Here is a 26,078-nt window from a genome sequence, read left to right as displayed (position 1 = left end):
GTTACGCTATTTTTCTTCGGGAGCTCAGTCCCCGCTATATCGATAAACCAACTCAAAACTATCTTCGTTAAGCAACTCTGCTACATGGACATGGACGCCGTGACCCAGTATAACTTCCGATTCCGAAACAGCGATCACCATTGCTCTCGTGTTTTTCCGTTTATCGAGGTATACATCGCCTACGTACGGTTGAAGCATTTTATCCTTCTCTGCCAAATAAGAAATGGATTCATCCTTCAAGCGTTGTTCTTCTGGAACAAGGTCTTTGTCATAGTAAGCAATCTCCTGGCTCGCATCATTCTTACCTGGTACCATGACGACATATTCATGGTGTTTTACCCCATTGTCTCTTGTGGTAGTCACACTTACATCATCAACACTTTCGACCTTCTCTATTTCATTTAAGGAATAGTGATCTAGTAAATCTGGAGCTGGTTTTGTAATTAAAATATAATCGCCCGGCTCCGGCTTCGTATACTGATCAATGGTATAACGTTTTCCATAAAAAATGAATGTATCGTTATGTTTCGGTTTATAAAGTTCGATTTCACTTGCCTTGGTTAATATTTGCTCCATATCTTTCAACCGATACAAATGGACCGACTGCTTAAACATCGGTTTGACAGAGTATACTTTATGCAACTCGTTTTTGTAAAAAACGAATTGACCTTTACGCACCTGGTATAACTTCATATGCAACCTCCTGAAAATAGCCATTTAATGTTGTCCACATCTATCAATGATTCACTTTTCAGCCTTATTTTAAACCTGTCCGTCATTTTCAAAAGCTTCAATTTGGAGTGATAATTCTTCCCAACGCTCAAGTTTCCTGTCCAGGTTCTGTTTCACTTCTTCCAATTCACCAAAGAGCTTTTGCACTTTTTCCGAATCACTGCCAGCATTTCCAATCTCTTGTTCTAACGCCTCCACCTGTTCTTCCAACGCCATGATGTCATCCTCAATCGTGTCCCATTCCTTCTGTTCTTGATACGTTAATTTCTTCTTCCGCTTTTTCTCTTTAACGACTGGAGGATTTTTTTCTGATTTGGTTCGCTCTTTCGTTACCGTTCCGCTTATCGTCTCCAAATATTCACTATACGTACCAATAAAACGCTTGGTCCGTCCAGTACCAGTAAAAATAATCAACCGTTCTGCAACACGATCTAAGAAATAGCGATCATGGGACACCGTGATGACAACTCCAGGAAAGTGATTTAAATACTCTTCTAATACGCTTAGTGTTTGCGTATCGAGATCATTCGTCGGTTCATCAAGGAAAAGTACATTTGGCTCGGTCATTAGGATTTTAAGTAAATAAAGTCTTCGCTTCTCTCCACCTGACAGTCTGCGGATATAGGAGTACTGTTCGCTGCGGGGAAAGAGGAATCGCTCACACATCTGTTCTGCTGTAATTACAGAACCATCGACAGTCTGAATAACTTCCGCCGTTTCTTTAATATAGTCAATAACCCGTTGCTCCCCGTTGAGCTCTTCATCACCTTGTGTATAGTAACCGATTTTCACCGTCTCTCCTACTTCAATTTCTCCAGAATCCGGAGAAAGACGCCCAGCCATCATATGAAGGAGGCTCGATTTACCTGAACCATTAGGACCAATAATTCCGATTCGGTCTCCAGGAATAATCAGTTCATTAAAATCTTGTAAAATCTCTTTTTCCCCAAATCGCTTGGAGATATGTTTCATTTCCAACACTTTTTTCCCAAGACGTGCGGAACCGATTTGTACCTCTAAGTCCTGTTTAGACGTATTAAATTTCTTCTCTTGCATTTCCTCGACTCGTTCAATACGAGCTTTCTGTTTAGTCGAACGGGCCCTCGCTCCCCGCTGCAGCCATGCAAGCTCTCGGCGAAGTACATTATGATGCTTAATTTCACTGCTTCTCTCCAGCTCTTCCCGCTCTGCTTTCTTCTCCAAGAAAATCTCATAATTACCTTCGTATATATAAAGATTCCCTTTATCCAATTCATAAATCCTGTTTGTAACACGATTTAAGAAATATCGGTCGTGAGTAACAAGAAGTAGAGCGCCCGGGTAACTCTGCAAATATTTCTCGAGCCACTCAACTGTGCTGTGATCCAAGTGGTTTGTCGGCTCATCCAGAATCAATAAATCGGCCGGTTGGATGAGCGCCTTAGCAAGAGCTACTCTTTTTTTCTGACCGCCGGATAAATTTCCAACCGGCTCATCAAACTTTGTAATTCCTAATTTGGTTAGTATTGTTTTCGCTTGAGTACTTGCTTCCCATGCGTCTTCCTCGTCCATTTGACGCTGCATAAAGAGAAGTTTCTCCTGAAGCTTTTCATTTCCGGGATCCTCTTGAAGCTCAAGCAATGCTTGCTCATATGCACGCAGAAGCTTCATGATTGTAGAATCTCCGAAATAAATCTGTTCCATCACTGTAAGCAAAGGATCCAGTTCGGGATCCTGAGCTAAATATTCAATCTCATAGTCTTTCGCATGTTTAATCTTTCCATGTTCCAAAGACTCTAATCCAGCAATCGTCCGCAGAAGTGTTGATTTTCCAGTCCCATTTACACCGATCAAACCGATACGCTCCTGTGGTTCAATCGAGAAAGAAATCTGATCAAAAAGAACTTTTTCCCCGAATGATTTATATAAATTTTCAGCAGTTAACATTAGAAATCCATCCTATTCGGCTTTATCGTTTCGTTTTTGTCTTATAAAATTTTTCACTACCATCACAATTATAAATAGCAGCCAGGAAGTCACGATATAAAAGATCCGTTTACTTGTATCTGTCATATCGCTAAAGAAGAATGCCATACCAATCCAGATGACACCAATAACTCCAAGCTGTGCTAGTAAAAGCTTCTGCATATCTATTCCCTCCAACTTATACCTATTCCTTAGTTTATCTTACTGACTGATATATTTCCATTTCTAGACGGGTGCTTGCAGCTTCTACGGAGAAGTAGTTGCTGTCTAGCCCAGATGTTTATTTTTCCAGCCAAAAAGGCGAGCTTATATGCTCGCCTAATTCAGCACGATGAAGTCATTAATCTTCATCTTTTACATCTATGTCTTCCGGAATCGGTTCATTTAAATATTCTTGAATCATCAACCGATATTTCTCCACTTGTTCAAAATGTGTAGTAAACTGTTCCTTATTCACCAAAAAGGTATTTCCGTCATGAACTGCACGAATTTTACCTTGAAGAATAAGTGCCGTGACCTTCTCCTCGGGCATCGATAAATACGCTGCCGTTTCCTTAACAGTCAGGTACATCATTCTACACATCCTTTATGATAAAAAATTTTCCACTACCAGTTTAGTAGAAATTGTTTTAATACGTCACATTACTCAGCCAGTACATCGTGGTACTGCGTTGTTTCTTCCATCCGTTTCTTTGCGAATACACAAAGAGGCTTGATTTTCTTCTTATTTTCTCGAGCATATAAAACGACTTGTTCCAATAACTTTCCAGCAACACCTTGACCTCTAAGTTCATCAGAGACATACGTGTGATCAATAACGAGCATTGTTTTACTAGATTCCAAATACGTCATTTCAGCAAGTGGTGACTTCACGTCTTCACCCACATAAAATTTGTTGGCTGCTTTCTTAATGGTTGTCATTCTAATCCCCCTAAAATATGCTACTCTACTATTATAGCCTAATAAAAAAGATTTTTGGGTAAATTTATTTGCAATTCTTTAGAAAAACTTTACACCTAGTTAATATTCAGTTGTCTTAAGCGGGTATAACCTTTATAAATCCTCTTAAAGCCATACAACTTCCATATTGGTTTCAATCACCAATTTCTGTTACGCTTAACCGAAGGAGTGATTGCTATGCAACAATTAGTATTCCAGTCGGCCTGGGACAAACAGATTGCCCCAAACGATCGGGAGAAAATCATAAAACTATTCAACTCATCAAAAGACGATTTACACACAGAAATTACTTTTTTGCCTATAAAACAAGCATTTAACCACGAACATGCATTACTTGTTACAGTACTTATCCATAACTTTACTGACATTGATTTTCCTATCGAGAATCTGCAGCTATCCTATTATGAAACCAATCATCCAGTAGCGGAACATTCATTTTCTTTTCCAGGCTTAACCGTTACGGCCAATACAAGTATGCCATGGACCTTTATTTTCCCTCATTCCAGCTGGTTAAGTGAGCCATTGCTGCAAGATGGTGAACTGATTATTATTAATTAAATTTAAAAACTGACTTTTCAATATTTAATGATAAAATAAGGTAGAAGCGGAGCATATAAGCTCTTATCTCAAGGAAGAGGAGTGGAATTCATGCAGGAAAAACAAGTTGAAAGAATCCGTAACGGAAATGGATTTATCGCAGCGCTTGATCAAAGTGGTGGCAGTACACCGAGAGCCCTGAAAAATTATGGGATAACAGAAGATCAATATGATGATGAAGAGAAAATGTTTGACCTCGTCCATGACATGCGTACTCGTATCATTACCTCACCTGCTTTTAATTCTGAACGTATCCTTGGTGCTATTCTCTTCGAACAGACGATGGATCGAAAAATTGAAGGAAAGTACACTGGGGATTATCTTGCAGAAGTAAAAGGGATTGTTCCTTTCCTAAAAGTAGATAAGGGACTTGCGGATGAAGAAAATGGTGTACAACTGATGAAACCGATTGAAAATTTAAAAGAGTTATTGGACCGCGCAAACGAACGGAATATATTCGGCACGAAAATGCGTTCCGTCGTTAAAAAGGCAAATCCAGAAGGCATCCGCCAAATCGTCGAACAGCAATTTGAAATCGGGAAGGAAATTCTGGCTTCTGGACTGGTACCAATCATAGAGCCTGAGGTAGATATTTTCAGCGAGGATAAAGCACAGTCAGAAGAGATTCTCAAAGAAGAAATTCTCAAGCAGTTGAACGAATTAGCTGAGGGCCAAGATGTCATGCTCAAACTGTCTATCCCCACCGTGGCAAATCTTTATAAAGAATTAGTCGAGCACCCTCGTATCATTCGGGTAGTTGCTCTATCAGGTGGATATCCATTAGATGAAGCAAATGAGAAATTAAAAGAAAATAAAGGAATCGTTGCCAGCTTCTCCAGGGCACTGACACAAAACCTGAATGTCAATCAAACGGATGAAGAATTTAACCGAGCCCTTGATGAAGCAGTGGAAACCATTTATGATGCTTCAGTAAATAAAAATTAATTGTTGAATAGCCCCATTCTACAGTACTTGTAGAATGGGGCTATTTTTTTCTTTGTATGCCTATTGACAATAAACTCATCCACTATTATAGTTATACACACGAGTGTAACACCGTAATACCATAGAACGACTAAAGGAGGGTCGGCCGATGAGAAATATATTCACCGAAGATAAACCCATCTATCTTCAAGTTCGTGAGCAGATTGAAGATCAAATCATCAATAAACAATTACAAGCAGGTGACCAGGCGCCTTCAATAAATCAACTTGTAAATTTTTTTAAAATCAATCACCAGACCGTCTCAAAAGGAGTTAATCAGCTTGTGGAAGAAGAAATTCTTTATAAGAAAAGAGGGATTGGAATGTTCGTTTCAGAAGGAGCTAGGGAAAAACTTCTCGTCAAACGACGCCAATTATTCATTGAGGATCATATTGTGAACCTTGTACAGGAAGCTAAGAAATTAGAAATAACCGATGAAGAAATTTTGAAGTTTATCAAGCAAGTAAAAGGAAGTGAAAAAGAATGAATATAGTCGCTAGAAATCTCAACTTCGCTTATGGACGTCATGAGCATGTTCTGAAGGATATTAATTTCGAGATCAATGAACCTAAAATCTATGGTCTATTGGGTAGAAATGGTGCGGGTAAAACATCGCTTCTCTCCATTATCGGCTCCTTCCGTGAACCAACTTCAGGCGAATTATTGATAAAAGGTGAAGCTCCCTTTGAAAATGCAGAAGTGATGCAGCAGGTAACTTTTATGTACAGTAAAGATTTCAGCAGTGAAACAGAAAATGCCAAGTCCTTGTTGAAGGATTCCAATCGATACCGTCCGAATTTTGATTACGACTACGCATTGCAACTCGCCGAAAAATTCAAACTGGATTTGAAGAAACCATTATCTAAACTATCAAAAGGAAAGCAATCGATATTCAATGTGATTGTAGCACTAGCAAGCAGAACTCCAATTACGATATTTGATGAGGTTTATCTTGGTATGGATGCTCCGGCTCGAGATTTATTTTATAAAGAACTGCTAAAAGAACAAGAACTGCACCCTCGCATTATGATTCTATCCACACACCTCGTATCAGAAATGGATTATTTATTCGATGATGTACTGATCATAAAGGACGGAAAACTATTGCTCCACGAATCATATGAAGAATTATTATCACGGGGAGTCACACTAATTGGAAGTAAGCAGGCAGTGGATACTTTCAGCAACGGAAAAGATATTATTCACCACGAACAATTAGGCGATACACATTCTGTCACCCTCTACGGAGCATTCGGTGAGGATGAAAAACAACGCGCCAAACAGCAAGGGCTACAAGTCGGCCATAGTTCATTGCATGACTTGTTTATTCAACTCACGAAGGAGGAGGATTGAGATGAACAAACCTATACCGTTCTCACGAATCGGTTTTGATTTACTGCAAGCACAGCTCATCTGGACATTATGGTATTTGGGGATACTCGTCCTTGTCAATATTGTCAGACTTGTATTCTCTGCAGATGAAATCGATACATTTTATAATCATGCTTTTGTTGCAAGTAACGTTTATATGCTCGTAATAGGGATAATTTCAATTTACTTCCTTCCCTACTTTGTAGAAAATGGAATAACTAGAAAAAACTATTTTTACGGGAATATCATCGCTAGCATATGCTTATCGATATTAATACCTATTATTGCTTATGTTATTACCATTTTTGAAGGACTTGTGCTAAGTAACTTAAAACAATCTATGCTACATGCTGTGCCTGACCCGGATACAAATTTCATCGGTGATATATTTCAGAGCATCCTTCTTACTCCCCATGTTGATATGGAAGCAAACCTCTTATTATCACTAGGTTTATTCAGCATCAATATATTTGGATTTTACCTTATCGGTTGGCTGATTGGAACTGCCTTTTATCGATTAGGAGTAATTGGCGGCCTGTGCTTCATTGCCATATCACTTTTAATCATCGTAGCAAAGGATTCTTTCTTGAGAATAGCCATGGACCATCCATTATTTGAGAGTTTTTCAATCTTTGAAGCTGTGCCTGAAAGCATGGCATTGGTTCTCGTATTTATCATTCTATTGGTACCTATATTCCTTATCCGCCTCTTAACGAAACGAGCACCAGTTAAAATTTAAACACACAAAGAAGGGGGATAATCCCCCTTCTTTTATACTGATTCTGTATTCGGCTTAACTAATTTCTTTCTCAGCCAAGGCTGTGACTTCCAACGTCGATACGCGAAAATGCCTCTAAACCACTCATCCATTCCTTGTGCAAGCCAAACACCGAGCAGACCTAAACCAAGATGGATACCAAATAGATAACTGAAAACGACCGCAATCCCCCACATTGATATTATGCCGATCACAACTGGGAATCTTACATCTCCTACCGATTTCAGAGATCCCATCAACACCATGTTAAAGGCACGACCAGGTTCAATGAATACAATCGCCCAAAGGACGGGTACCGCAACCGCAATAATTAATGGGTCCTCTGTAAACATTCCAAGTAAACTCTCCCCAGTTAATGCAATAACTAATGAGATAACGAGGGAAACAAGGAAAGCAATTCTTAATGTTTTCAAGCCCCGCTTCAATGTTTTATCATACAATTGTGCTCCAACATAACGAGCCACCAAGATCTGTGTACCTTGAGAAATCGCAATTGAGAACATGAAACAGAACATGGATATATTTAAAATATAAACCCTAGCTGCTAAAGCGGCATCACCAATAATTGCTACAAAGCTTGTAATCACCACTTGTGAAAACTGATAGGAAAGCTGCTCCCCAGCTGAAGGGATACCAATACCCATCAAATTTTTCGTATTTGTTTTGTCTATTTTCAGAATGTCTTTCAGATTAAATTTAATCGCCAGACGTTTATAAACGAAAAACAACAGAGCAAAAACAAGAAATATCCTAGCCACGATGATCGCAACAGATACACCTACCACCCCTGTTACTGGAATGCCGGCAAAACCATATATAGCAATGAAGAAACCTATAATGCTGATTATATTCATAACTATCGTCACGAACATTGTTTCTCTCGTATAGCCATAGCTTCTGAGCATCGCACTTAATGCCAACGCTACCGATTCAATACATAAGGAAAGACCAGTAACGACTAAGAAAGTGTGCGCAAAATCATAAACTTCCCCGCTCAATCCATAGAAGTTTAAAAATATACCACCGAATAAAATTACAACAATGGTCATCGCAATACCAATCCAGAAATTCAACCCAAATGCAGATCTTGCATAATTTCGGGCCACCTTAATATTATCGGCTCCAAGGTTCTGCCCAATTAAAATCGTTGCACCAATTGCAGTAACGTTAAAAATAAGAATAAATATGTTCATAATTTGGTTGGCTACACCAACCCCAGCAACCGCATTATCGGAATACCCACTCAAAATCAAAGTAGCAATAATCCCTACACTCATATGTAGAGAAATTTCAATAAAGAGCGGCCATGTAATACTGAACAGTGACTGTTCCTGATATTTATTTGTTTTTACACTCAATGGTAATCGTTTCTCCTTTACGATTATTTCGTTCTCCTAATTTATAAGCAGTTCTTTTCCAGCAAAAAAGACCGCCCAAAAGTTCGTAAAACCACGATCTTCCGCGACAGCCCACATCAACATTAGCATATTCCACTATTCGTTTCCCTATTAGTAAGAGGTTATGTTTTTATAATTTCTGCATTAGAATATTATATCATAAACCATGCACTTTTCAACCAAAAAATAAAAAGGAAAAACGCAACCTGCGAATTTCCTTTTTTCTTAATCTATTACTGATTTCGTTTATTCTTGTTATGAATTTGATTCGTATCGAAATCCTCTGCAATTTCCGTTTGATAGTTAAACCCTCTTTTGTATTTTTGTTCCTCCTGATCAGGAAACACATTGGCCTCCACATATCGATGGAAAAATATTTCAAAAAAAGTTACACCGATGGCTGCTAATAAAGAAGCCGTAAAGGTATTATCAATCGCAGTCATATTTTCTATATACAAGTAAATTACGGCCCAAGCAAGCCCGAAGTCTGCAATCGTTCCTATTGTATTATTTGTCTTTGGCAGGATAAATAAATCACCAAGCAAATATGCCAACGCCCCTAAGATAATCGATAAAACCAACACTTGCGTAAATGTCATACCAAAACTGAATCCTAAAATCAAATATAATATAGCCACGGCACCGACGAACTTAATCAAAAATGCTCTCAAGTGTTTGTTCAAGTTGAAACCTCCTTTTATTCCAAGCCTGTGAGTAAAAACTGAGCTATTGCTATTTCGCTAACTTCAAAGCTGCTTTCGATGCCTTTAATTCCACTTTCAACTGTTTATCGAAATCTCTAGGATGGTAGTAGCCTTTCTTTATCATGTATTGACTGATTTGCTTATGGGTTTGGATAGCATCATTTAATTGACCACGGAGCAATGTACGTACCTCAGGGGTTACAGATTCCGTTAAAGCAAAGGTCAAATTTCTAACCGCTGCTTTGGATGAAATCAGAAAATCGAGAGCAATTACTTGATCTGTCATTCCGCTCATACCTGCAATTTTTTGGAGCATATTCGTCACATGACCACCTCCCTACTCTTTAATAATTCATTAATTTGGTCGACATGCTGCTTTCCTGCCGACACTTCCATCGTAAGAATGTTTTTGAGCTCTTCACATCCCACTAATCCCTGCATAACTGCAGCTTTTGTTAGACTTAGATTTTTTAAAGCCAAGACTTCCTGCAGTTCCATTCTTTCATGGAGAGCTAATTTCTTCTTCATGACTTCACCTCTAATCAAACATTTTTCATAGCTTTTGCGATATCCTCCATTACTATTCAATTTCTTTTATCGCATAATCTAGCAACGCCTTCAGGAACCCTATTCAATATGTATAGGATGGAATTTTCGTGGAAAAGTAGGATTACTTAAATCAGGAGGTTATGCATATGGAGAAAGATCACTTGGCTTACCATGAAACTGTCGATACTCATGAACTTTTGAACTTGAGGACTATAGGATTACTCAAGTCCAAGCTGATGCAGGGAGTAGTCTTTGACCAGGAATTGCGCAAATTAATGCAAAAAAATGTAGAGACATCGATTATGGATATGAAAGAATTGAAACGATTATATCCTGAGAAAAGTCCGGAGTGAGGTGACAACCATGAATGATTATTTAGATCCAATTAACGCCGTGGGAATGCCCGAAAAGATTGATTCTGCGATCGCACTAGATTTATTGCTGACCGTGAAAGAAGCAATCCGCAATTATTCCGTTGCCTTAACGGAAACTACGAGTCCGGAACTCAGAACTACACTCCACCACCAAATGGAAGCTATGATTGATTTCCAAACTGAAGTGATTCAGCTCATGGCCGATAAAAAATGGTTTCATCCGTATGACTTGGATGAACAACAAATACTAGACTTGAAATCAGCTCAGAATGCAATAGAAATAGCTGCATTGAACCTTTTCCCAGACAACAACAACCGAAAAGGACTGTTCCCTACACCACCAAAATAAACGTAAGAAAGGAGTCAAATGATGAAAGCAGTCACCTATCAAGGAGTTAAAAATGTAGTAGTCAAAAATGTAGAAGCTCCCAGAATTCAGAAGCCAGATGATATCATCGTCCGCCTTACAAGTACTGCGATTTGCGGTTCCGACCTGCATCTTATTCATGGAATGATACCAAACCTTCAGGAAGATTATATTATTGGCCATGAACCGATGGGCATAGTGGAAGAAGCGAGCCCAGAAGTTAAAAATGTTAAAAAGGGAGATCGGGTCGTTATTCCCTTCAATATAAGTTGTGGCGAATGCTGGTACTGCATACATGAACTGGAAAGCCAATGTGATAACTCTAACGATAATGGCGAAATGGGTGCATATTTCGGTTACAGCGGGACAGCTGGTGGCTATCCAGGTGCACAAGCAGAGTACTTAAGAGTTCCATATGCAAATTTCACTGCTTTTAAAGTTCCCGATGATAGTGAAGTGGATGATGATAATCTACTCTTACTATCTGATGCAGGTACGACCGCTTATTGGAGTGTGGACAACTCCGGGATGAAAGAAGGAGACACAGTCGTTATTCTTGGTGCGGGACCCGTTGGTTTACTGGCACAAAAGTTTGCCTGGTTAAAAGGTGCAAAAAGAGTAATCGCTGTAGATTATGTTGGATACCGATTAGAACATGCGAAGCGGACGAATAACGTAGAAATAATTAATTTTGAAGACCATGAAAATGTAGGTTCCCATTTACATGAAATCACTAAAGGTGGAGCTGACGTGGTCATTGATTGTGTTGGTATGGATGGAAAAATGAGTGACCTCGAATTTCTTGCCACCGGACTCAGGCTTCATGGTGGTTCGATGGGCGCACTAGTTATCGCAAGTCAAGCGGTTAGAAAAGGCGGCAATATCCAGGTTACTGGTGCCTATGCAGCTAGATACAACGCCTTCCCATTAGGCGATATCTTTCAGCGCAACGTAAATCTAAGAACAGGTCAAGCACCCGTCATTCATTACATGCCCCATCTATATAAACTCATTGCTGATGGCAAGGTTGATTTAAGTGATATCATTACCCATCCGCTACCTTTGGAAGAAGCAGCATATGGATATGAAATTTTCGATGCTAAGCTGGATAATTGTATAAAAGTAGTTTTAAAACCGTAACGCAATTGCCATATATTGGATGTTCCGTTCTAGAGAGAGTTATGATATAATATTCTTCTATATTTATATAGAAGGAGGATGCCGCATGGCAAAAAAAGCATTAGTGGTAAAACAACAAAAGCCACAGAAATTTGCAGTTCGCGAATATAGCCGTTGCAAACAGTGCGGCAGACCACACAGTGTACTACGTAAATTTGAATTGTGTCGTATCTGCCTTCGTGAATATGCATATAAAGGACAACTTCCTGGCTTGAAGAAAGCTAGCTGGTAATATATAGAGATAAAACGGTGAGAATATTTTTATTCTCGCCGTTTTTTTACATAAAGCAAAATAAAACCTGGATAAGCAATTTATTGCTAAACTGCTTATCCAGGTTTATATATCATAACTTAGCGATTATTGTTAGGAAAAATCTTGTCCGCAAAATTTTCCCCTCGAAGAATAGTGTATCCCGTTTGACAAAAATCACTCAAAAATTCTTATAATGTTTTATTATCAGTTTCTGCTCTTAATTTAAATTGAAGTGGATTCAGTTGTTCCCATGCATTTCCTACTTGCAGTAATTGTTGTTCAGATAAATGCCTGCCTATAAATTGCATACCTGCTGGAAGTCCGTTGCTATCTATTCCCATAGGTACGGCTAAGGCTGGAACGCCTGTTAAATTAACCGGTACAGTAAATGGCAGTGTTCGCTTTACAACATCTAAATTTTGCTTCACCCAGTTTGCTTGAAATTTTGGAGTCTTAATAGGTATCGTTGGCCCGAGCAACATATCCACTTCTTGAAATGCCTTCTCAAATGCTTGAACCATTCTTCTTCTTGCCTGTTGTGCTTGAACATATTTTCTTCCTTCCATTAATGATCCAGCCAAAAAAAATGAACGAATATCTGGAGAATAATCTTCCGGGTGTGTTTTTAACCATTCGTTGTGAAAGGCAGCCGCCTCACTGCCTACAGTCAAATATCCAGAAAATGTGGACATCTCCAGTTCGGGAATCTCCAGTTCTTTTACCTCTGCACCTAGATACTGTAACTGGACGACTGCCCTTCGAAACAACATTGCTATATCCTCATCTAATCCCTTAACATAGTAGGTGGGAATCCCAATTTTGATTCCTTTTATATCATTATGGATTGCCTCTGAATAATTAGGTAGTGGAACACGTAAAATTGCTGGATCGTTCGGGTCATATCCTGCCATAACTTGTAGCATAATTGCCAAATCGCCAACCGATCGCGCCATTGGTCCAACCGTGTCCAATGACCATGCGGAAGGGAAAACTCTAAAGGTACTGACTAGTCCATAAGTGGGTTTTAAACCGTACACCCCGCACATTGACGCTGGTAAACGAATGGACCCGAATGTATCACTGCCTGTTGCAAGTGTAGCCAGCCCAGCTGCTAAAGAAGCTGTCCCTCCCCCACTTGAACCTCCTGGCATATATTCGAGATTCCAAGGATTACGAGTGGTTCCAAAAAAAGGATTAGTTCCAGTAGAGCCCGCAGCAAGCTCATGCATATTCTGTTTACCGAGCATAATGACACCGCCATGTAACAATTTGTTCACGACAGTTGCCGATTCACTAGGAAAAAAATCTGCAAAAAGTTTTGACCCATCCGTCGTTCTAATACCCTTCGTAAATTTATTGTCCTTTATTCCAACACCAATACCATGTAATGGTCCTAAATATTCTCCTTTCATAATTTTATTTTCCGCGTCCTTTGCCTGAATTATAGCCAATTCCTCCAGTGGTGTAATGTATGTCCTAAGTGTCCCGTCCATTTGCCTGATACGCTGTAACATATGTTTTGTCAGTTCTACTGGCGAAAGCTGTTTTCCTTTGATATATTTCCCCAGTTCTCTAGCTGTCATTAAAGAAAGATCGTTCATTTCAATAGCTCCTTATCTACAACTGTAATGGGAACTTCCATATTTAAATACGGAGCATTTGCCAAAGGTTGCTCTGCTTTCTGTACCGTCAATAATATGTCTTTTATAAAGACAAGATCAGACTCAATCACTGGAAAACCTTGTGCTTGTAAGTTGTTCTTTATTAAGAATTCACCCATACCTTCAACCCCTTAAGATGATGTCGCGCTATACTATATGAATGCCTATTTGAATTGTGCAAATTTAGTTCTAGACAGAGGTTATCATTCATAGCTATAACATTGGGTGATTAATTGAAAAAGGTGGGTATGCTATGGATGATAAGTCTTCAAAAGATAAAAAACAGACAGACCAGCCTAGAGCCGAAAATGCAAAGCAGCAACAACTGGACCATTTCCGGATCCGAGATACAGGAAATCCATTAACTACAAAGCAAAACCTAAAGGTATCCAATGATTCGGAAACATTAAAGGCTGGGGTACGTGGACCGCAACTGACCGAGGATTTTTATTTTCAAGAGAAAATGGGGCATTTCAATCGGGAAGAGATTCCTGAGAGAGTGGTGCATGCAAGAGGATATGGAGCGTACGGTGAGTTTGAGTGTTATCAATCAATGAGTCATGTGACAGAGGCAGGTTTCTTACAAGAAGCTGGAAAGAAGACTCCGACGATTGTCCGCTTCTCAACGGTTCAAGGTCCAAAAGGTTCTTATGATACGGCAAGAGATTTACGCTGTAAAGGGGTCAAATTTTACACAGAGGAAGGGAATTATGACTTAACAACGATTGCCATGCCGGTATTAATCATACAAGATCCAATGAAATTCCCTGATGTGATGCATGCATATCAAAATAAGCAGGATGAAGGAATTCCTACCGCCACCGGTGCCCATGACAGGTTCTGGGACTTTGTAGCAAGTAATCCGGAGTCCATCCATATGGTGACCTGGATTATGTCAGACCGTGGTGTTCTTAGAAGTTATCGTGAGATGGAGTCTTGGTCGATTAATACGTATATATTCATGAATGACCAAGGCAAAGGAACTTTCGTAAGGTTTTGTTTGGAAGCCGGTTGATGGCGTTCATTCCTTGCTTAATGATGAGGCTCTAAAGATTGGTGGATTAGACCCTGATTATCACCGTCGCGATCTCCGTTTATCCATTGACCTCGGGTATTATCCGGAATACGAGCTTGGTGTACAAATGCTTGAAATGGAAGATGAGTTTAAATTTGATTTTGATATTCTTGATCCTGCGAAGTTTTGGCCGGAAGAATTGATACCGGTTCAAAAAATTGGAAAGTTAACATTAAATCGTAATGTGGATAATGAGTTTGCCGAATTGGAACAAGTTGCATTCAATCCTGCGAATGTTGTTCCTGGAATAGGTTTCTCTAATGACCCCGTCCTGCAAGGAAGGTTGTTTGCATATCGTGACACACAGCATCACCGTCTAGGAAGCGCGAACTACGATGAATTGCCAGTAAACCGTCCACTTTGTCCATTTCATAACAATACCCGTCGCGGATTTATGCGTCACCGGATTGACGTTGACCAAATAAATTATCGTAATAACTCCTTAGCTGGCAACACACCGTACGTTACTCCACCAGAAGAGGGCGGTTATAAAGAATATCCGAAACGTGTGGAAGGCCATGTCATCCGGGGACGAAGCCCATCATTTAATGACTTTTTTACTCAGCCTAGAATATTCTGGAACAGTTTGACTCCGGTGGAGAAACAACATACGATAGAAGCCTTCAGTTTTCAGCTTGGAAAAGTAAAAACCGAGTCTGTCCGTCAAAAGAATGTCGATCTCCTTGTGAATGTGGATAGGGAAATGGCGTCCATTATTGCTGATAATATCGGTGTAAGAAGACCAAGCGGAGATAATGTACCTGTCTCAACAAGTTATCCTTCTCTAAGTCAGGCAAATACTCCAAAGTATGCGAGGATGCAAAAAGTAGGAGTTTTGATTGGAGACGGATTTAATGATCAGGAAGTAAATGACGTGCTAAATGAATTGAGAAGAAATCAAACTGTCATCCGAATTATAAGCCAAACATTAGGAACGGTCACAGGTTCAGGTGGTACAAAGCTCCGGGTCGACGAAACATTCTTGACTTCCAGCCCTTATCTCATGGACACTCTCTATGTAGTAGGGGGAACTTCCAAAACACAAGATAGATTTAATGCGAATATCGCCGATTATATTCGTGTGGCTTATACACATTACAAGCCAATAGGGGTCGCCTCTACCGGACAATCATATATTCAACCATCACCTGGAAACAACTTAGCCGGAGTCGTCTTCGCAAACAATAACCCTAATTTTGCTCGGGACTTTGTTGCGGCAATCACACAACAGCGTTTCTGGGATCGGACATAATAAAAGGTGGAAAGGATAATTTTGATATCCTTTCCACTTAATTTATTGACCTAATTAATCTTCCCAATAAAACAAAGCATCCAAGAAAAACTGCCTATGAGAGTTGTCTCATAAGCAGTTTCACAATAACTATTCATCACTTCCGCGATAACGCTCATACGGCAGGGTGTTCCATGTCCGGTACTCTAGCTGGTCTTTTTGAATTGGTGTGGACAGGTCTTCAAATATCTTGCGGGCAACGTCCAACTCTTTCTTAGCTTCTTGCTTATCTTGATACATAAATTCATCAGAAGCAGTTTCTGGCGCCTGTTCCACCTTCTCTTCCAGGTTCTCGACGACCATTTCTTGATGTCGATGGATCGTTTCCCTTGCTTCTGTCACCCAATCATCTTGGGCTGAGCGATTGACATCGGTTACATAAGTGAATTCGTTATAAATATCCCGGTACACCCTATCAGCATTCTCCCTGACGTCACGAGTGACTGCGATTAAGTCTTCAATTGTCAATTGCTCAGGCTCCAGCTCCTGTTTCCGCTTCGCACCGCCGAGGCGTTCGTTCTTCAAGTAGAACGGGAAGATACTCTTAATCGTTTTACCAACTGGATTAATCGCCACCTGATTTTCATCAATACCTTTAGGCTGGATACCTTGCATTGCAATCCGCGCTGACTCTGGACGTACGATTTCTTTCGGTGGAAGTATACCGTATCGTAGAAGCTCACGGATACCTGTTCCAGAAATATTGATGCGATACTTATCATCATGCGGGCAAGTATATTCAGATGCCGGACTATCGCAACGTGTGCAATAAAATACTTCATGGAATAAACGAATGTCTATGCCGAGCTCCTCTGGTTTGAACGTATCAAAAATATTATGGGCTGCATACTTATCGTAGTAATCACCGATACCTGCATGGTCCCTTCCGATTAATGCATGAGTACATCCATAATTCTTCATAATCAGAGCGTGAAGTACTGCTTCGCGTGGACCAGCAAATATATACGTTACCCGAAGTGGAGCAAGAATTGTCCTTTCTTTTGGATAATATGTCTCGAGTACACTACGGTATGCAAGCATCCGGAATTCATGGCGGGTATACTCACGTTTTGCCATTTCCACTAGTGGCTGAACAAATAGCCCATCCAATTCTTCCAGTGCATTACGGTGGATATATTCATGACCGCGATGGAGTGGGTTTGCCCCAGTTATAAATCCACCTACGGAATTGAACTTTTTCTCTTCATAGAAAAGTTTCCACGTCTCTTTCGGCTCCATTCGAATACTTTCGAACGGGCCCCAATGGACACGGCGCAATAAATGAATCGTTCCTCCGAGTGCTGTATCACCCATTCTCCGGTAAATCGAATCTACTCCCGGATGATCACGATCAGTCGTGCCAAATAATTGTTCTGCCCGAAATTCTCTATCATAATCAAAAATATCTTCAATCGTTAAAATGGCCACTGGCTGCCTCGAATGATCGGCAAGCGCAATCTCATCACCGACTTTTAAAGACTTGATAATCTCTTTATTTTTATCGCCAATCGGTGCAAAGCTTAATGGTACTGGCCAAACAACCCCATTGCTTAATCGCCCTTCAGTAAGAACGGATTTATAATCAGCCTCATTCATAAAGCCTTTATTTGGCGATAAGACCCCTGTCGCAATCATTTCTAATGTTATGACGGCTTCCAAGTCCACCATAATCATTGGTAAATGGTTCGCCTTTTCAAGCGCCGCCTCAAGCTCTTCCCCTGCAAGCACTTGATTCACTAACTCACCACCATGTGGTTGTTGTGGATATCTAAGCTTTTTTGAATCATCTAACACCTTTTGACTCATAAATCTTCCTCCTCTATTTATCTATATACAATATATTCTATGTTTCTATTTCTATCTCCTGCATAAAAGTTCGTTTATCTTGGACCCCTATAACCTGTATTCGCTCTTACCTTAACCTCTGCATATCGAACCGGGTCATATTCCTTAGATAAAACGGTTCCTAAATAACCTGCTAGGAACCCTAGAGGTACACTAACAATCGCCGGATTGGAAATAGGGAAAATCGGTTCACCAACAAATAGTGCCGCTCCCTCTACTGGTGAAAATACGCTTGGACTCATCGAGACTAAGATGAGTGCTGACAATAATCCGGTAAGAAGTGCAGATACGGCCCCAGTTGTATTGAAACGCTTCCAATATACCGTATAGAGAATAACTGGCAAGTTAGCACTCGCTGCTATACAGAATGCTAAGGACACAAGAAACGCTACGTTCAAATACTGTGCTCCTAGTGCAAGAAGGATGGAAATGACTGATACAGCCAACGACGCATTGCGGGCTGCCAACATTTGCTGACGGTCGGTCGCTTTTCCTTTTTTAATGATCTGGCCATAAATATCATGAGCAAATGCGGAGGCACCAGATAAAACGAGACCTGCCACTACTGCTAAAATGGTTGCAAATGCTACCGCACAAATAAATGCGAATAGAATGTCTCCCCCAATTGCCTGTGCAAGTAACGGTGCTGCCATGTTTCCACCTGGGTTAGCAGCAAGAATCGAATTTTGCCCAACGAATGCTGCTGCACCAAAACCTAAGAATAACGTTAAAATATAGAAAAGTCCTATCGTCCATGTCGCAGTAATCACCGAGCTTCTTGCAGTTTTTGCATCTTTAACGGTGAAGAAACGCATAAGGATATGTGGTAATCCCGCTGTACCAAGAACAAGAGCAAGCATTAATGATATCGTGCCTAGTGGCTCTGTATAAAGAATTCCTGGCTTCAAATAGTCAGCACCATGATTTGTCGCCGTTTTAACAGCTGTAAACATGGATGAAATATTAAAGTTGAATTTCATTAAAACGAGGAAAGATATGACTACCATCCCAGCCATAAGAAGAACGGCTTTAGTAATCTGCACCCAACTAGTCGCAATCATTCCCCCAAATAATACATAAATCGTCATCATGACTCCGACGATCAATACTGCAATCCAATAATCGATTCCAAACAGCAATTGAATTAATGCACCTGCACCAACAAGTTGAGCAATCATGTAGAATAAGACAATCGTGATTGTACTTAGTGCCGCGGCCCCTCTAATTTTTTTCGCATCAAAACGGGAATTAATCATATCGGCAATAGTATATTTCCCAAGATTCCGTAGCGGCTCCGCTACCAAGAATAAGACAACCAAATAAGCGATCAGAAATCCGATACTATAAAAAAATCCATCAAAACCATTCAGTGCAATCATTCCGGCAATTCCGAGGAACGATGCAGCAGATAGATAATCTCCGGCAATCGCTAAACCATTTTGCCAGCCGGTTAATCCACCACCGGCTGTATAAAAATCTCCGGTACTTTTCGTACGTTTAGCTGCGTAATAGGTGATGACAAGGGTTAGTATGACGATAGCTAAGAAAAGAATAATAACTGTTGCATCCATCAACTATTACCTCCCTTTATCTGTTCATCGATAATATCCTCTGCCATCTCATCAAATCGGTTCGCTTTTCGGACGTATAGTGTACACAATACCCATGTCATGACGAATTGGGCAATTGCAAACACCCACACCCATGATATATCACCGAAAAATGATGAATTAAGAAACGTTGTATATGAAGTGAGAATTGGAAGCGTAAAGTAAAAAATCAGAAAGAAAATCGTCCAAGGAACTATAAACTTTTTCTTACTCTTCATAAAGGATTTGAATTCCTTACTTTCTTCTACCTTAACGAAATCAATAGATTCCTTATTATCTTTTTCAACCGTAATTGGCTGTGTATTCATATTAGCCACCCTCTCCATTCTCCTGAGATTATAAATTCCCGAATCGCCGCTACCCGTATGCTTTACTACCTTCCGATAGACCTCCCCTCATTGAAAGCGCTTACTGGCAGTATAATAATTCAAAGGAAGTTTGTAGCGTTTTTTTCGTGAACGGTTGGATTTCAGGATTGAATGGTTACACCATACAGATTAGTGGTTATATTTTGAACTTTTTTATTAATATTTTACTTGCCGCACGGCTAACTGGTATTTTCGTTTGATCTTTATCTTTCAATGTCACATTACTCGTTCCATTGAACCATGGAGTAATTTCTAAAATATGATTTAGATTGACTAGATAACTTCGATGAGTCCTAAAAAACGAATGATTTTTCAACTTATCTTCTAAATCCTGTAATGTCATTTTACTTAGTATCACCTTATCCTCTGTATGGATCTCCAATTGCTTTTTATGAGGTACAGCATAATAAATCGAATCTGGTGAAAGTACCACCATCCGTTCTCCATCATCAATCAGCAACTTATCAGTTGCCGGCTGCTGTTCATTCACTGCATGTTTGCTTCCTTTCGAGGAGATCGCTTTACGTAGTCTGGATATTGCCCTTTTAAAATTTGCTTCCTCATAAGGCTTCAGTAAATAGTCAATTGCTTCAATATCAAAAGCATCCATCGCATACTCATCATAAGCCGTAGTAAAAATAAACAATGGACTTTCTTCTTTCATTTCAGTAATGGCTTTAGCTGCTTCAACACCTGACATACCTGGCATTTCAACATCAAGAAAGATGACATCTGGCTTATGTAGACGATATTGTTCGATGAGTTCTTCCCCAGATTCTGCATGGGGAGATAATAATATATCTTCCTCGTCTTGCAAGAGATACATCAGCTCTTTTCTCGCCATTGCTTCATCTTCCGCAATCATCGCTCGAATAATCATAATATCACCTTCCTCTCCAAGTGATGACTTTTCGGAATCCGGAAATACACCTCACTACCTCCCTGTGGCAGATTACGTATTGAAAGCTTGGAGGATTCCCCTAATAAGCTGACAAGTCGTTGATTGACATTATAGATACCGATCCCACCACTTTTTCCTTCTGATAGTGGTTGTTCACCTGCAAATTGTAAAACATGCTCTGGAAATCCATTACCGTTATCCCGAACTAAAATAAACACGTCTGTTTCTTCCAATGATATATCTATTTCAATCTTTCCACCTTTTGATTTATGATGCAGACCATGGTTAATACAATTCTCCACCAGTGGTTGAATCGTTGAAGGCGGGATATATATATTGGAAAGATCATCAGGTTTATTAATATTTATCCTCAATCTATCCATAAACCGAGCTTGAATAATCGATGTATACGCTTCTACATGCTCACATTCCTTCTCAAGCTCAACAAGTGACTTGGAGACAAGCCGAAGGTTGAACCGCATAAAGCTCGCAAGTTTTAGTGTCAGATGGCGAGCCGTTTCTGCATTTTCCCGAAATAATGTCGCGATTAGCTGCAACGTATTAAAAAGAAAGTGTGGATTGATTTGTGCCTGTAAATTACGTAATTCCGTATCCCGCATATGCATCTTTAATTTCTCTGCATGCAGCATGGTCAATTGGTTGGAAATAAACTTCCCCAAACCTTCTGCCATCGTCAATTCCACTGGGGAAATATGTTCTGGCTTTCGAAAATAAAATATAATTAAACCTGTATGCTCCGTTCCTTGTGTAATTGGTATCATAATCGCTGCTTGAAACGGACAATTTTTTTCTTTACATTCCACTTCTTCCTTCTTATATGTAACTTGCATTACCTTGGTCCGAATGGCTTCCTGAGCAACCGAAGATCGAATGGGTTCACCAATTAAGTGATGCCTGCCAATACCCTTGTAAGCAAGTACTTCCTTATTATTTGTAACACTGACTGCGGCCAGCTCCAGCCGTTCATATAATAATTCCGCAATTCCTTCTGCCATATCACCACTGAAATCCTTTTTTAAATAAGGAATCGCTTCTTCTGCTATTGTCAATGCTTGCTTTGTAGCAATTGCTGCCTCATTTTCCTGCTCCTTCAGTACAATTCCTACCATTGCTGTAAATATGGCGATTGCTAAGCTGTTTGATAACACAAGCGGAAGGCCGATCCAATCGACAATCTCTACAATATCTAATGCATCTGTATAAAAAATCAGCAATAACTGCATCTGTAAAACTGGCGGAAACACTCCAATAAATAAAGCCTTTAAAGGAGAGATGACCCGTTCATTAGAGAAAAATCGCGCCGTCAATCCCGCCAATAATCCAGTCAATGGATTAACAAACCCATTCGCCAACCAACCGACACCGCCTAGGAACATAAGATGGATACCGGCTATCAAACCCGCACCGAATCCAACAAATGGCCCCCCTAACAAGCCTGCAATTACAACCGCCACCAAACTCATACTGACGATCAACTGATCATCTTCCACTGGTAAGACGATAAAGTCGACATTTAGTACGGTCCCATCAGCTATCAGAATCCCTGTTGTCGTACTAGCAATAGCAAAAGCACCAAATACGATAGCATGAACAATCGACATACCTTTATTAAATTTACGATCAAGCAGTTTCTTGAATCCAGGTGTTCGAGTCAATACAAAGGCGATGACAAGCAGAAGACCTATCCGTTCAAATAAGATGAGTGTCAAGTCTTTCATGATGCATCACTCCTCGACTGGACCCCTGTTTGAGCCTGTTTATAAAAATCTTCATAAGATATTTCCGACGCAGACTGTCTTCGTGATAATAGCGTGCCAAGAACTGCTCCGATAAACCCGATTGGAATTGCAATAATTCCCGGATTATATAAAGAGATAATGGCTTCACGTTGAATCAGACCCTCCGGATGCATAATATGGGGACCGATTAATAGTAGGAGCATCGATGCAAACAAACCACTTAACATCCCGGATATCACTCCAAGGCGATTAAAACGTTTCCAATAAATTGTAAGTACCAAAATAGGAAAAATGCTTGAAGCTGCAACGATGAATGTCATGGAAACAAGGAAAGTAACATTCATCGTTTCCAGTCTTAAAGCAAAAATCGTAGAGAGTATACCGACTACCAAGGCTGTCCAACGAGCAGCAAGCAGTTGCTCCCTTTCCGTTGATTTCCCACGTTTAATCATATGATGATAAATATCATAAGAAAAAGCTGTCGTTGCTGAAATCACTAATCCTGCAACTACTGCCACAATCGTCGTAAAAGCTACTGCGGAAATGAATGCCAATAGAAAATCTCCCCCTACCGCCCGAGCTAGTAAAGGTGCCGCTAAATTCCCAGTAGGATCCGCTGAAATTAATGTCTCATACCCAATAAACGCTATCGTTCCCAATCCAAGTATTAATGTCATAACATAAAATATTCCAATAATCCATGTCGCGCTTAATAAAGAACGCCGCACCTCAAATGTATTCTTCACTGTAAATAAACGGATTAATATATGAGGAAGACCTGCAGTACCTAATACCAAAGCCAACTGAAGTGACAATAATTCAAGCGGGCTTTCAAACAAATGCCCCGCATGAAAAAAATATTCTCCAAGTGGCGAGTTTTCTTTCACATCCGTAACAATCGCAGCAACGTTCCAGTTATAATTTGAGAGCACAATTAATGAAAGCAAGAATGTGCCTGACATTAATACGATTGTCTTTACAATTTGCACCCAAGATGTTGCAATCATACCCCCGAACATGACGTATATAGTCATTAAACTTCCAATGACGAAAACAGATATCGAATAATCGATATCAAGCAATAATCTTAATAAAAATCCAGATGCCACCAGCTGCGGAATCATATAAAATATTGAAATTGAAAACGCACCGATCGCCATGATCAAACGCATGGTGTTACCTGGAAACCGCGAACAGATCACATCTCCCAGTGAATACTTGCCAAGTCGATGAACAGGCTCAGCAACCAAAAAGAGGACGACTAAATAAGACACTAAAAAACCAATAGAATATAAAAAACCATCATAACCACTGAGTGCAATTGTTCCAACAATACCTAAAAATGAAGCAGCGCTAATAAAGTCACCCGCAATAGCCATTCCATTCTGGAAGCCGGTTAAACTGCCTGCTGCCGTATAATATATATTCGTAGTCACACTTCGCATAGCTGCCCAATAGGTAATAATCAACGTGCATATGACAATACAAATAAAAAATAAGAAGTATGTAAGATTCACCGTTACTCCTCCTGTATCATTTGCTCGATCACTTCATCTAATTTCTTCGACTTTTGATGATAAATAAAGCCGAGCAGCCAAATCATTATGAACTGTAGGAATGCATAAACCCAAGCCCATGACACGCCAGGAATAAAACTGGTTTGATTCATTTTTTCGGGGAAAAGGGAGAGGGATATAGGAAGCATGAAATAGAAAAGAAATGCAAAAATAATCGCTACAATAATAAATCGTTTCTTTTTACGCATAAGTTCTTGATACGTTTCCTTCACCAACTTCTCCCTCCCGTAAAGCAAATATCTGTAAATTTCTTTAATTATGAATATATATGATAGGAATGGGATTGTAAAGTTTTAAGTTTTGGTTTAGGAAAATTACCGCAACATTGGCTTGATATTAATTTCCCTTCCATAATTACGTATATCCCCTCCTATAGAAAAGGAGCCCAAACAAGATTTGGACTCCAACAATTAATTATTTTCTTCTAATTCGTTTGTTAACATGTTTAAACCATCTGCAGATGCTGCGACTTCTTCAAACGCTTTCCCCAGTGCATTGATACGTTCAACAAACGCTTCGATTTCTTCTACCAATTTATTGTTTTCATTATCGTTATCATTCATAGTTTCGACTATTTCCCCAAAATGCGCTTCTGTTTCTTGAGAATAACCATTGCCGATTTGAACATCTTGGTGAATATCTTCTAAAGTATTCGTTAATTGTTTAACCTGTTCATTTGTCGTTTTAATTAATGATGCGACGTTTACAACTGCATCTTTCGTTTGATCGGAGAGCTTTCTCACTTCCTCAGCAACAACTGCAAATCCACGGCCTGCTTCACCAGCTCTTGCCGCTTCTATACTGGCATTCAGAGATAATAAATTAGTCTGTTCTGCGACTCCTGATACAATATCAATTATCTCTTGCATCCGTTGCATAATTGTCACTAATTCTTTCGCATCCACACTCATACCTTCAACCGACTTGTTAATCATGCTCATTTTCGAAGCAAGTCGATTCATTTCTTGCTTGCCTGACTCGGCTTTGTCTTTTGCTGTTTGAGACAGTTTTGAGCCTCTAGATGCCAATGCAACAATCTCATCAGAATGGTCAATCAACTTTTCTACAGCTGCATTCGTCTCTTGGGAAATCGCTGCCAAATTCTCTGATGTATTCACAATGTTCATCCGGAAACCGTCTTTTGTTTCATTCGCTTCACGTTTGATCCGCTTTGTTTCGTCCTCATAAGCTTCCAATACTAACTGCTCTTCCAGATTTATAATTTTAGTAACGGCCCTTATTGCTCTAAGTGCATCTTCCCGTTCTGATATTTGTTCTACAATTACATCAATAAAGGAAGATAAAATATCGTGGAAAGCAGCTACATACCATTTTGCTTCTAAACCAATTCGCACATGAACATGCGCAATAATCCGTCTTTTTTCAACGTAAGAGGGATCAATCTCGCCTGAGAACATTTCAACGATATGACGTCTTAACGTTTTTTTCAATCGTTCAATAGAACTATGCTTGTTTATTATATGAATGAGGGAAGATTCTTTTCCCAAATTATCATAGAACTGATTAATAATCGTATGTATTTTATCATTTATATATGGCTGTAACGCACGAAGAATCTGCAGGTCTTCTAGTGTAAGTCCAATCATCTTGATTTGGTGGTCTAACGGAATGTCTCGCTCAATCTCTAATTTAACTTCCGGATAATGTGTTTGAAAAATGGATTCTATTACTTTTCTACGCTGTCTAAATAACATCATGTGGCCCCCTGTCACCTATACAAAACTATTATACTATAACTAAAGCATTATAACTCATTCTA

28 protein-coding genes and 1 pseudogene are annotated in these 26,078 nt (G+C 39.7%); 10 read left to right on the top strand and 19 right to left on the bottom strand.

The genetic code is table 11. The features are described from left to right. Positions 1–24 precede the first annotated feature (24 nt). The 5 genes from M3210_RS04345 to M3210_RS04325 form a co-directional block, all read right to left on the bottom strand. Entirely contained in the window at positions 25–693 is a 669-nt protein-coding gene (locus M3210_RS04345) for a hypothetical protein (protein WP_251511912.1), read from the bottom strand. A gap of 69 nt (positions 694–762) precedes the next feature. After that, positions 763–2,658, bottom strand: coding sequence for an ABC-F family ATP-binding cassette domain-containing protein (locus M3210_RS04340; protein WP_251511910.1), 1,896 nt, complete (start codon positions 2,656–2,658; stop codon positions 763–765). Between the two features lie 12 nt (positions 2,659–2,670). Next, entirely contained in the window at positions 2,671–2,859 is a 189-nt protein-coding gene (locus tag M3210_RS04335) for a hypothetical protein (protein ID WP_251511908.1), read from the bottom strand. Positions 2,860–3,037: 178 nt separating this feature from the next. Then, positions 3,038–3,268, bottom strand: coding sequence for an excisionase family DNA-binding protein (locus M3210_RS04330; protein WP_251512029.1), 231 nt, complete (start codon positions 3,266–3,268; stop codon positions 3,038–3,040). Positions 3,269–3,339: 71 nt separating this feature from the next. After that, on the bottom strand, positions 3,340–3,618 hold the full coding sequence (locus M3210_RS04325) for a GNAT family N-acetyltransferase (RefSeq protein ID WP_251511906.1): 279 nt from the start codon (positions 3,616–3,618) through the stop codon (positions 3,340–3,342). A gap of 216 nt (positions 3,619–3,834) precedes the next feature. Here M3210_RS04325 and M3210_RS04320 point away from each other — a divergent pair, with 216 nt between their 5' ends. The 5 genes from M3210_RS04320 (at position 3,835) to M3210_RS04300 (ending at position 7,348) form a co-directional block, all read left to right on the top strand. Then, complete coding sequence (locus tag M3210_RS04320) at positions 3,835–4,215, top strand: SLAP domain-containing protein (protein WP_251511905.1); 381 nt, start codon at positions 3,835–3,837, stop codon at positions 4,213–4,215. A 90-nt stretch (positions 4,216–4,305) separates the two neighbouring features. Then, on the top strand, positions 4,306–5,199 hold the full coding sequence (locus tag M3210_RS04315) for a fructose bisphosphate aldolase (protein ID WP_251511902.1): 894 nt from the start codon (positions 4,306–4,308) through the stop codon (positions 5,197–5,199). Between the two features lie 148 nt (positions 5,200–5,347). Then, the gene (locus M3210_RS04310) at positions 5,348–5,725 is read left to right on the top strand and encodes a GntR family transcriptional regulator (protein ID WP_251511900.1); all 378 of its coding nucleotides are present in this window, start codon (positions 5,348–5,350) and stop codon (positions 5,723–5,725) included. Further along, on the top strand, positions 5,722–6,591 hold the full coding sequence (locus M3210_RS04305; RefSeq protein WP_251511899.1) for an ATP-binding cassette domain-containing protein: 870 nt from the start codon (positions 5,722–5,724) through the stop codon (positions 6,589–6,591). Before M3210_RS04310 ends, M3210_RS04305 begins: the two co-directional genes overlap by 4 nt. Position 6,592: 1 nt before the next feature. After that, complete coding sequence (locus tag M3210_RS04300; protein WP_251511898.1) at positions 6,593–7,348, top strand: hypothetical protein; 756 nt, start codon at positions 6,593–6,595, stop codon at positions 7,346–7,348. A 32-nt stretch (positions 7,349–7,380) separates the two neighbouring features. Here the strand turns inward: M3210_RS04300 and M3210_RS04295 are convergent, their stop codons facing one another. The 4 genes from M3210_RS04295 to M3210_RS04280 form a co-directional block, all read right to left on the bottom strand. Further along, on the bottom strand, positions 7,381–8,745 hold the full coding sequence (locus tag M3210_RS04295) for an MATE family efflux transporter (RefSeq protein WP_251511897.1): 1,365 nt from the start codon (positions 8,743–8,745) through the stop codon (positions 7,381–7,383). Positions 8,746–9,017: 272 nt separating this feature from the next. After that, positions 9,018–9,467, bottom strand: coding sequence for a YndM family protein (locus tag M3210_RS04290; RefSeq protein ID WP_251511896.1), 450 nt, complete (start codon positions 9,465–9,467; stop codon positions 9,018–9,020). A gap of 49 nt (positions 9,468–9,516) precedes the next feature. Further along, positions 9,517–9,804, bottom strand: a complete 288-nt coding sequence (locus M3210_RS04285) for a spore coat protein (protein WP_285853562.1) — start codon at positions 9,802–9,804, stop codon at positions 9,517–9,519. A gap of 5 nt (positions 9,805–9,809) precedes the next feature. Continuing rightward, on the bottom strand, positions 9,810–10,016 hold the full coding sequence (locus tag M3210_RS04280; RefSeq protein ID WP_251511894.1) for a hypothetical protein: 207 nt from the start codon (positions 10,014–10,016) through the stop codon (positions 9,810–9,812). Positions 10,017–10,183: 167 nt separating this feature from the next. Between M3210_RS04280 and M3210_RS04275 the strand changes: the two genes are divergently transcribed. The 4 genes from M3210_RS04275 (at position 10,184) to M3210_RS04260 (ending at position 12,189) form a co-directional block, all read left to right on the top strand. Beyond that, the gene (locus M3210_RS04275; RefSeq protein WP_251511893.1) at positions 10,184–10,390 is read left to right on the top strand and encodes a spore coat protein; all 207 of its coding nucleotides are present in this window, start codon (positions 10,184–10,186) and stop codon (positions 10,388–10,390) included. Between the two features lie 10 nt (positions 10,391–10,400). Continuing rightward, positions 10,401–10,760, top strand: a complete 360-nt coding sequence (locus M3210_RS04270) for a spore coat protein (RefSeq protein WP_251511892.1) — start codon at positions 10,401–10,403, stop codon at positions 10,758–10,760. 21 nt (positions 10,761–10,781) lie between these two features. After that, entirely contained in the window at positions 10,782–11,918 is a 1,137-nt protein-coding gene (locus M3210_RS04265) for a zinc-dependent alcohol dehydrogenase (protein ID WP_251511891.1), read from the top strand. Between the two features lie 85 nt (positions 11,919–12,003). Next, positions 12,004–12,189 (top strand): type Z 30S ribosomal protein S14, encoded by a 186-nt coding sequence (locus M3210_RS04260; protein WP_251511890.1) that lies wholly within the window; start codon positions 12,004–12,006, stop codon positions 12,187–12,189. A 209-nt stretch (positions 12,190–12,398) separates the two neighbouring features. Here M3210_RS04260 and M3210_RS04255 read toward each other — a convergent pair whose 3' ends face one another. Together M3210_RS04255 and M3210_RS04250 are read right to left on the bottom strand one after the other, a co-directional pair. Then, on the bottom strand, positions 12,399–13,811 hold the full coding sequence (locus M3210_RS04255; protein WP_251511889.1) for an amidase: 1,413 nt from the start codon (positions 13,809–13,811) through the stop codon (positions 12,399–12,401). Beyond that, positions 13,808–13,990, bottom strand: coding sequence for a hypothetical protein (locus M3210_RS04250; protein ID WP_251511888.1), 183 nt, complete (start codon positions 13,988–13,990; stop codon positions 13,808–13,810). Before M3210_RS04250 ends, M3210_RS04255 begins: the two co-directional genes overlap by 4 nt. 134 nt (positions 13,991–14,124) lie before the next feature. On the opposite strand from M3210_RS04250, the pseudogene M3210_RS04245 reads away from it, so the two are divergent. After that, a pseudogene (locus tag M3210_RS04245) lies at positions 14,125–16,198 on the top strand (catalase). Positions 16,199–16,327: 129 nt separating this feature from the next. Here M3210_RS04245 and M3210_RS04240 read toward each other — a convergent pair. From M3210_RS04240 to M3210_RS04205, 8 genes are all read right to left on the bottom strand, one after another. After that, complete coding sequence (locus M3210_RS04240; RefSeq protein ID WP_251511887.1) at positions 16,328–18,043, bottom strand: sulfate adenylyltransferase; 1,716 nt, start codon at positions 18,041–18,043, stop codon at positions 16,328–16,330. A 74-nt stretch (positions 18,044–18,117) separates the two neighbouring features. Beyond that, the gene (locus M3210_RS04235) at positions 18,118–19,653 is read right to left on the bottom strand and encodes a solute symporter family protein (RefSeq protein ID WP_251511885.1); all 1,536 of its coding nucleotides are present in this window, start codon (positions 19,651–19,653) and stop codon (positions 18,118–18,120) included. Beyond that, complete coding sequence (locus M3210_RS04230; protein ID WP_251512028.1) at positions 19,653–20,000, bottom strand: DUF485 domain-containing protein; 348 nt, start codon at positions 19,998–20,000, stop codon at positions 19,653–19,655. The genes M3210_RS04235 and M3210_RS04230 overlap by 1 nt, the downstream gene beginning before the upstream one ends. 196 nt (positions 20,001–20,196) lie before the next feature. Beyond that, positions 20,197–20,940, bottom strand: coding sequence for a LytR/AlgR family response regulator transcription factor (locus tag M3210_RS04225; protein WP_251511884.1), 744 nt, complete (start codon positions 20,938–20,940; stop codon positions 20,197–20,199). After that, positions 20,937–22,700: a LytS/YhcK type 5TM receptor domain-containing protein gene (locus tag M3210_RS04220; RefSeq protein ID WP_251511883.1), complete on the bottom strand. Its 1,764-nt coding sequence runs from the start codon at positions 22,698–22,700 to the stop codon at positions 20,937–20,939. Before M3210_RS04220 ends, M3210_RS04225 begins: the two co-directional genes overlap by 4 nt. After that, complete coding sequence (locus M3210_RS04215) at positions 22,697–24,238, bottom strand: solute symporter family protein (protein ID WP_251511882.1); 1,542 nt, start codon at positions 24,236–24,238, stop codon at positions 22,697–22,699. The genes M3210_RS04220 and M3210_RS04215 overlap by 4 nt, the downstream gene beginning before the upstream one ends. Before the next feature lie 2 nt (positions 24,239–24,240). After that, complete coding sequence (locus M3210_RS04210) at positions 24,241–24,510, bottom strand: DUF485 domain-containing protein (protein ID WP_251512027.1); 270 nt, start codon at positions 24,508–24,510, stop codon at positions 24,241–24,243. A gap of 198 nt (positions 24,511–24,708) precedes the next feature. Beyond that, entirely contained in the window at positions 24,709–26,013 is a 1,305-nt protein-coding gene (locus M3210_RS04205) for a globin-coupled sensor protein (protein WP_251511881.1), read from the bottom strand. Positions 26,014–26,078 lie beyond the last annotated feature (65 nt).

Origin of the sequence: Oceanobacillus luteolus, assembly GCF_023715655.1 — a bacterium.
Taxonomy (GTDB): domain Bacteria; phylum Bacillota; class Bacilli; order Bacillales; family Amphibacillaceae; genus Oceanobacillus; species Oceanobacillus luteolus.
The sequence above is the reverse complement of the archived record's forward strand: the minus strand, read 5'-3'. Positions and strand labels throughout refer to the sequence as shown.

Coding starts and splice junctions, on each gene's coding strand:
- M3210_RS04345 (WP_251511912.1), bottom strand. CDS start 693: ATGAAGTTATACCAGGTGCGTAAAGGTCAATTCGTTTTTTACAAAAAC.
- M3210_RS04340 (WP_251511910.1), bottom strand. CDS start 2,658: ATGTTAACTGCTGAAAATTTATATAAATCATTCGGGGAAAAAGTTCTT.
- M3210_RS04335 (WP_251511908.1), bottom strand. CDS start 2,859: ATGCAGAAGCTTTTACTAGCACAGCTTGGAGTTATTGGTGTCATCTGG.
- M3210_RS04330 (WP_251512029.1), bottom strand. CDS start 3,268: ATGTACCTGACTGTTAAGGAAACGGCAGCGTATTTATCGATGCCCGAG.
- M3210_RS04325 (WP_251511906.1), bottom strand. CDS start 3,618: ATGACAACCATTAAGAAAGCAGCCAACAAATTTTATGTGGGTGAAGAC.
- M3210_RS04320 (WP_251511905.1), top strand. CDS start 3,835: ATGCAACAATTAGTATTCCAGTCGGCCTGGGACAAACAGATTGCCCCA.
- M3210_RS04315 (WP_251511902.1), top strand. CDS start 4,306: ATGCAGGAAAAACAAGTTGAAAGAATCCGTAACGGAAATGGATTTATC.
- M3210_RS04310 (WP_251511900.1), top strand. CDS start 5,348: ATGAGAAATATATTCACCGAAGATAAACCCATCTATCTTCAAGTTCGT.
- M3210_RS04305 (WP_251511899.1), top strand. CDS start 5,722: ATGAATATAGTCGCTAGAAATCTCAACTTCGCTTATGGACGTCATGAG.
- M3210_RS04300 (WP_251511898.1), top strand. CDS start 6,593: ATGAACAAACCTATACCGTTCTCACGAATCGGTTTTGATTTACTGCAA.
- M3210_RS04285 (WP_285853562.1), bottom strand. CDS start 9,804: ATGCTCCAAAAAATTGCAGGTATGAGCGGAATGACAGATCAAGTAATT.
- M3210_RS04280 (WP_251511894.1), bottom strand. CDS start 10,016: ATGAAGAAGAAATTAGCTCTCCATGAAAGAATGGAACTGCAGGAAGTC.
- M3210_RS04275 (WP_251511893.1), top strand. CDS start 10,184: ATGGAGAAAGATCACTTGGCTTACCATGAAACTGTCGATACTCATGAA.
- M3210_RS04270 (WP_251511892.1), top strand. CDS start 10,401: ATGAATGATTATTTAGATCCAATTAACGCCGTGGGAATGCCCGAAAAG.
- M3210_RS04265 (WP_251511891.1), top strand. CDS start 10,782: ATGAAAGCAGTCACCTATCAAGGAGTTAAAAATGTAGTAGTCAAAAAT.
- M3210_RS04260 (WP_251511890.1), top strand. CDS start 12,004: ATGGCAAAAAAAGCATTAGTGGTAAAACAACAAAAGCCACAGAAATTT.
- M3210_RS04255 (WP_251511889.1), bottom strand. CDS start 13,811: ATGAACGATCTTTCTTTAATGACAGCTAGAGAACTGGGGAAATATATC.
- M3210_RS04250 (WP_251511888.1), bottom strand. CDS start 13,990: ATGGGTGAATTCTTAATAAAGAACAACTTACAAGCACAAGGTTTTCCA.
- M3210_RS04240 (WP_251511887.1), bottom strand. CDS start 18,043: ATGAGTCAAAAGGTGTTAGATGATTCAAAAAAGCTTAGATATCCACAA.
- M3210_RS04235 (WP_251511885.1), bottom strand. CDS start 19,653: ATGGATGCAACAGTTATTATTCTTTTCTTAGCTATCGTCATACTAACC.
- M3210_RS04230 (WP_251512028.1), bottom strand. CDS start 20,000: ATGAATACACAGCCAATTACGGTTGAAAAAGATAATAAGGAATCTATT.
- M3210_RS04225 (WP_251511884.1), bottom strand. CDS start 20,940: ATGATTATTCGAGCGATGATTGCGGAAGATGAAGCAATGGCGAGAAAA.
- M3210_RS04220 (WP_251511883.1), bottom strand. CDS start 22,700: ATGAAAGACTTGACACTCATCTTATTTGAACGGATAGGTCTTCTGCTT.
- M3210_RS04205 (WP_251511881.1), bottom strand. CDS start 26,013: ATGTTATTTAGACAGCGTAGAAAAGTAATAGAATCCATTTTTCAAACA.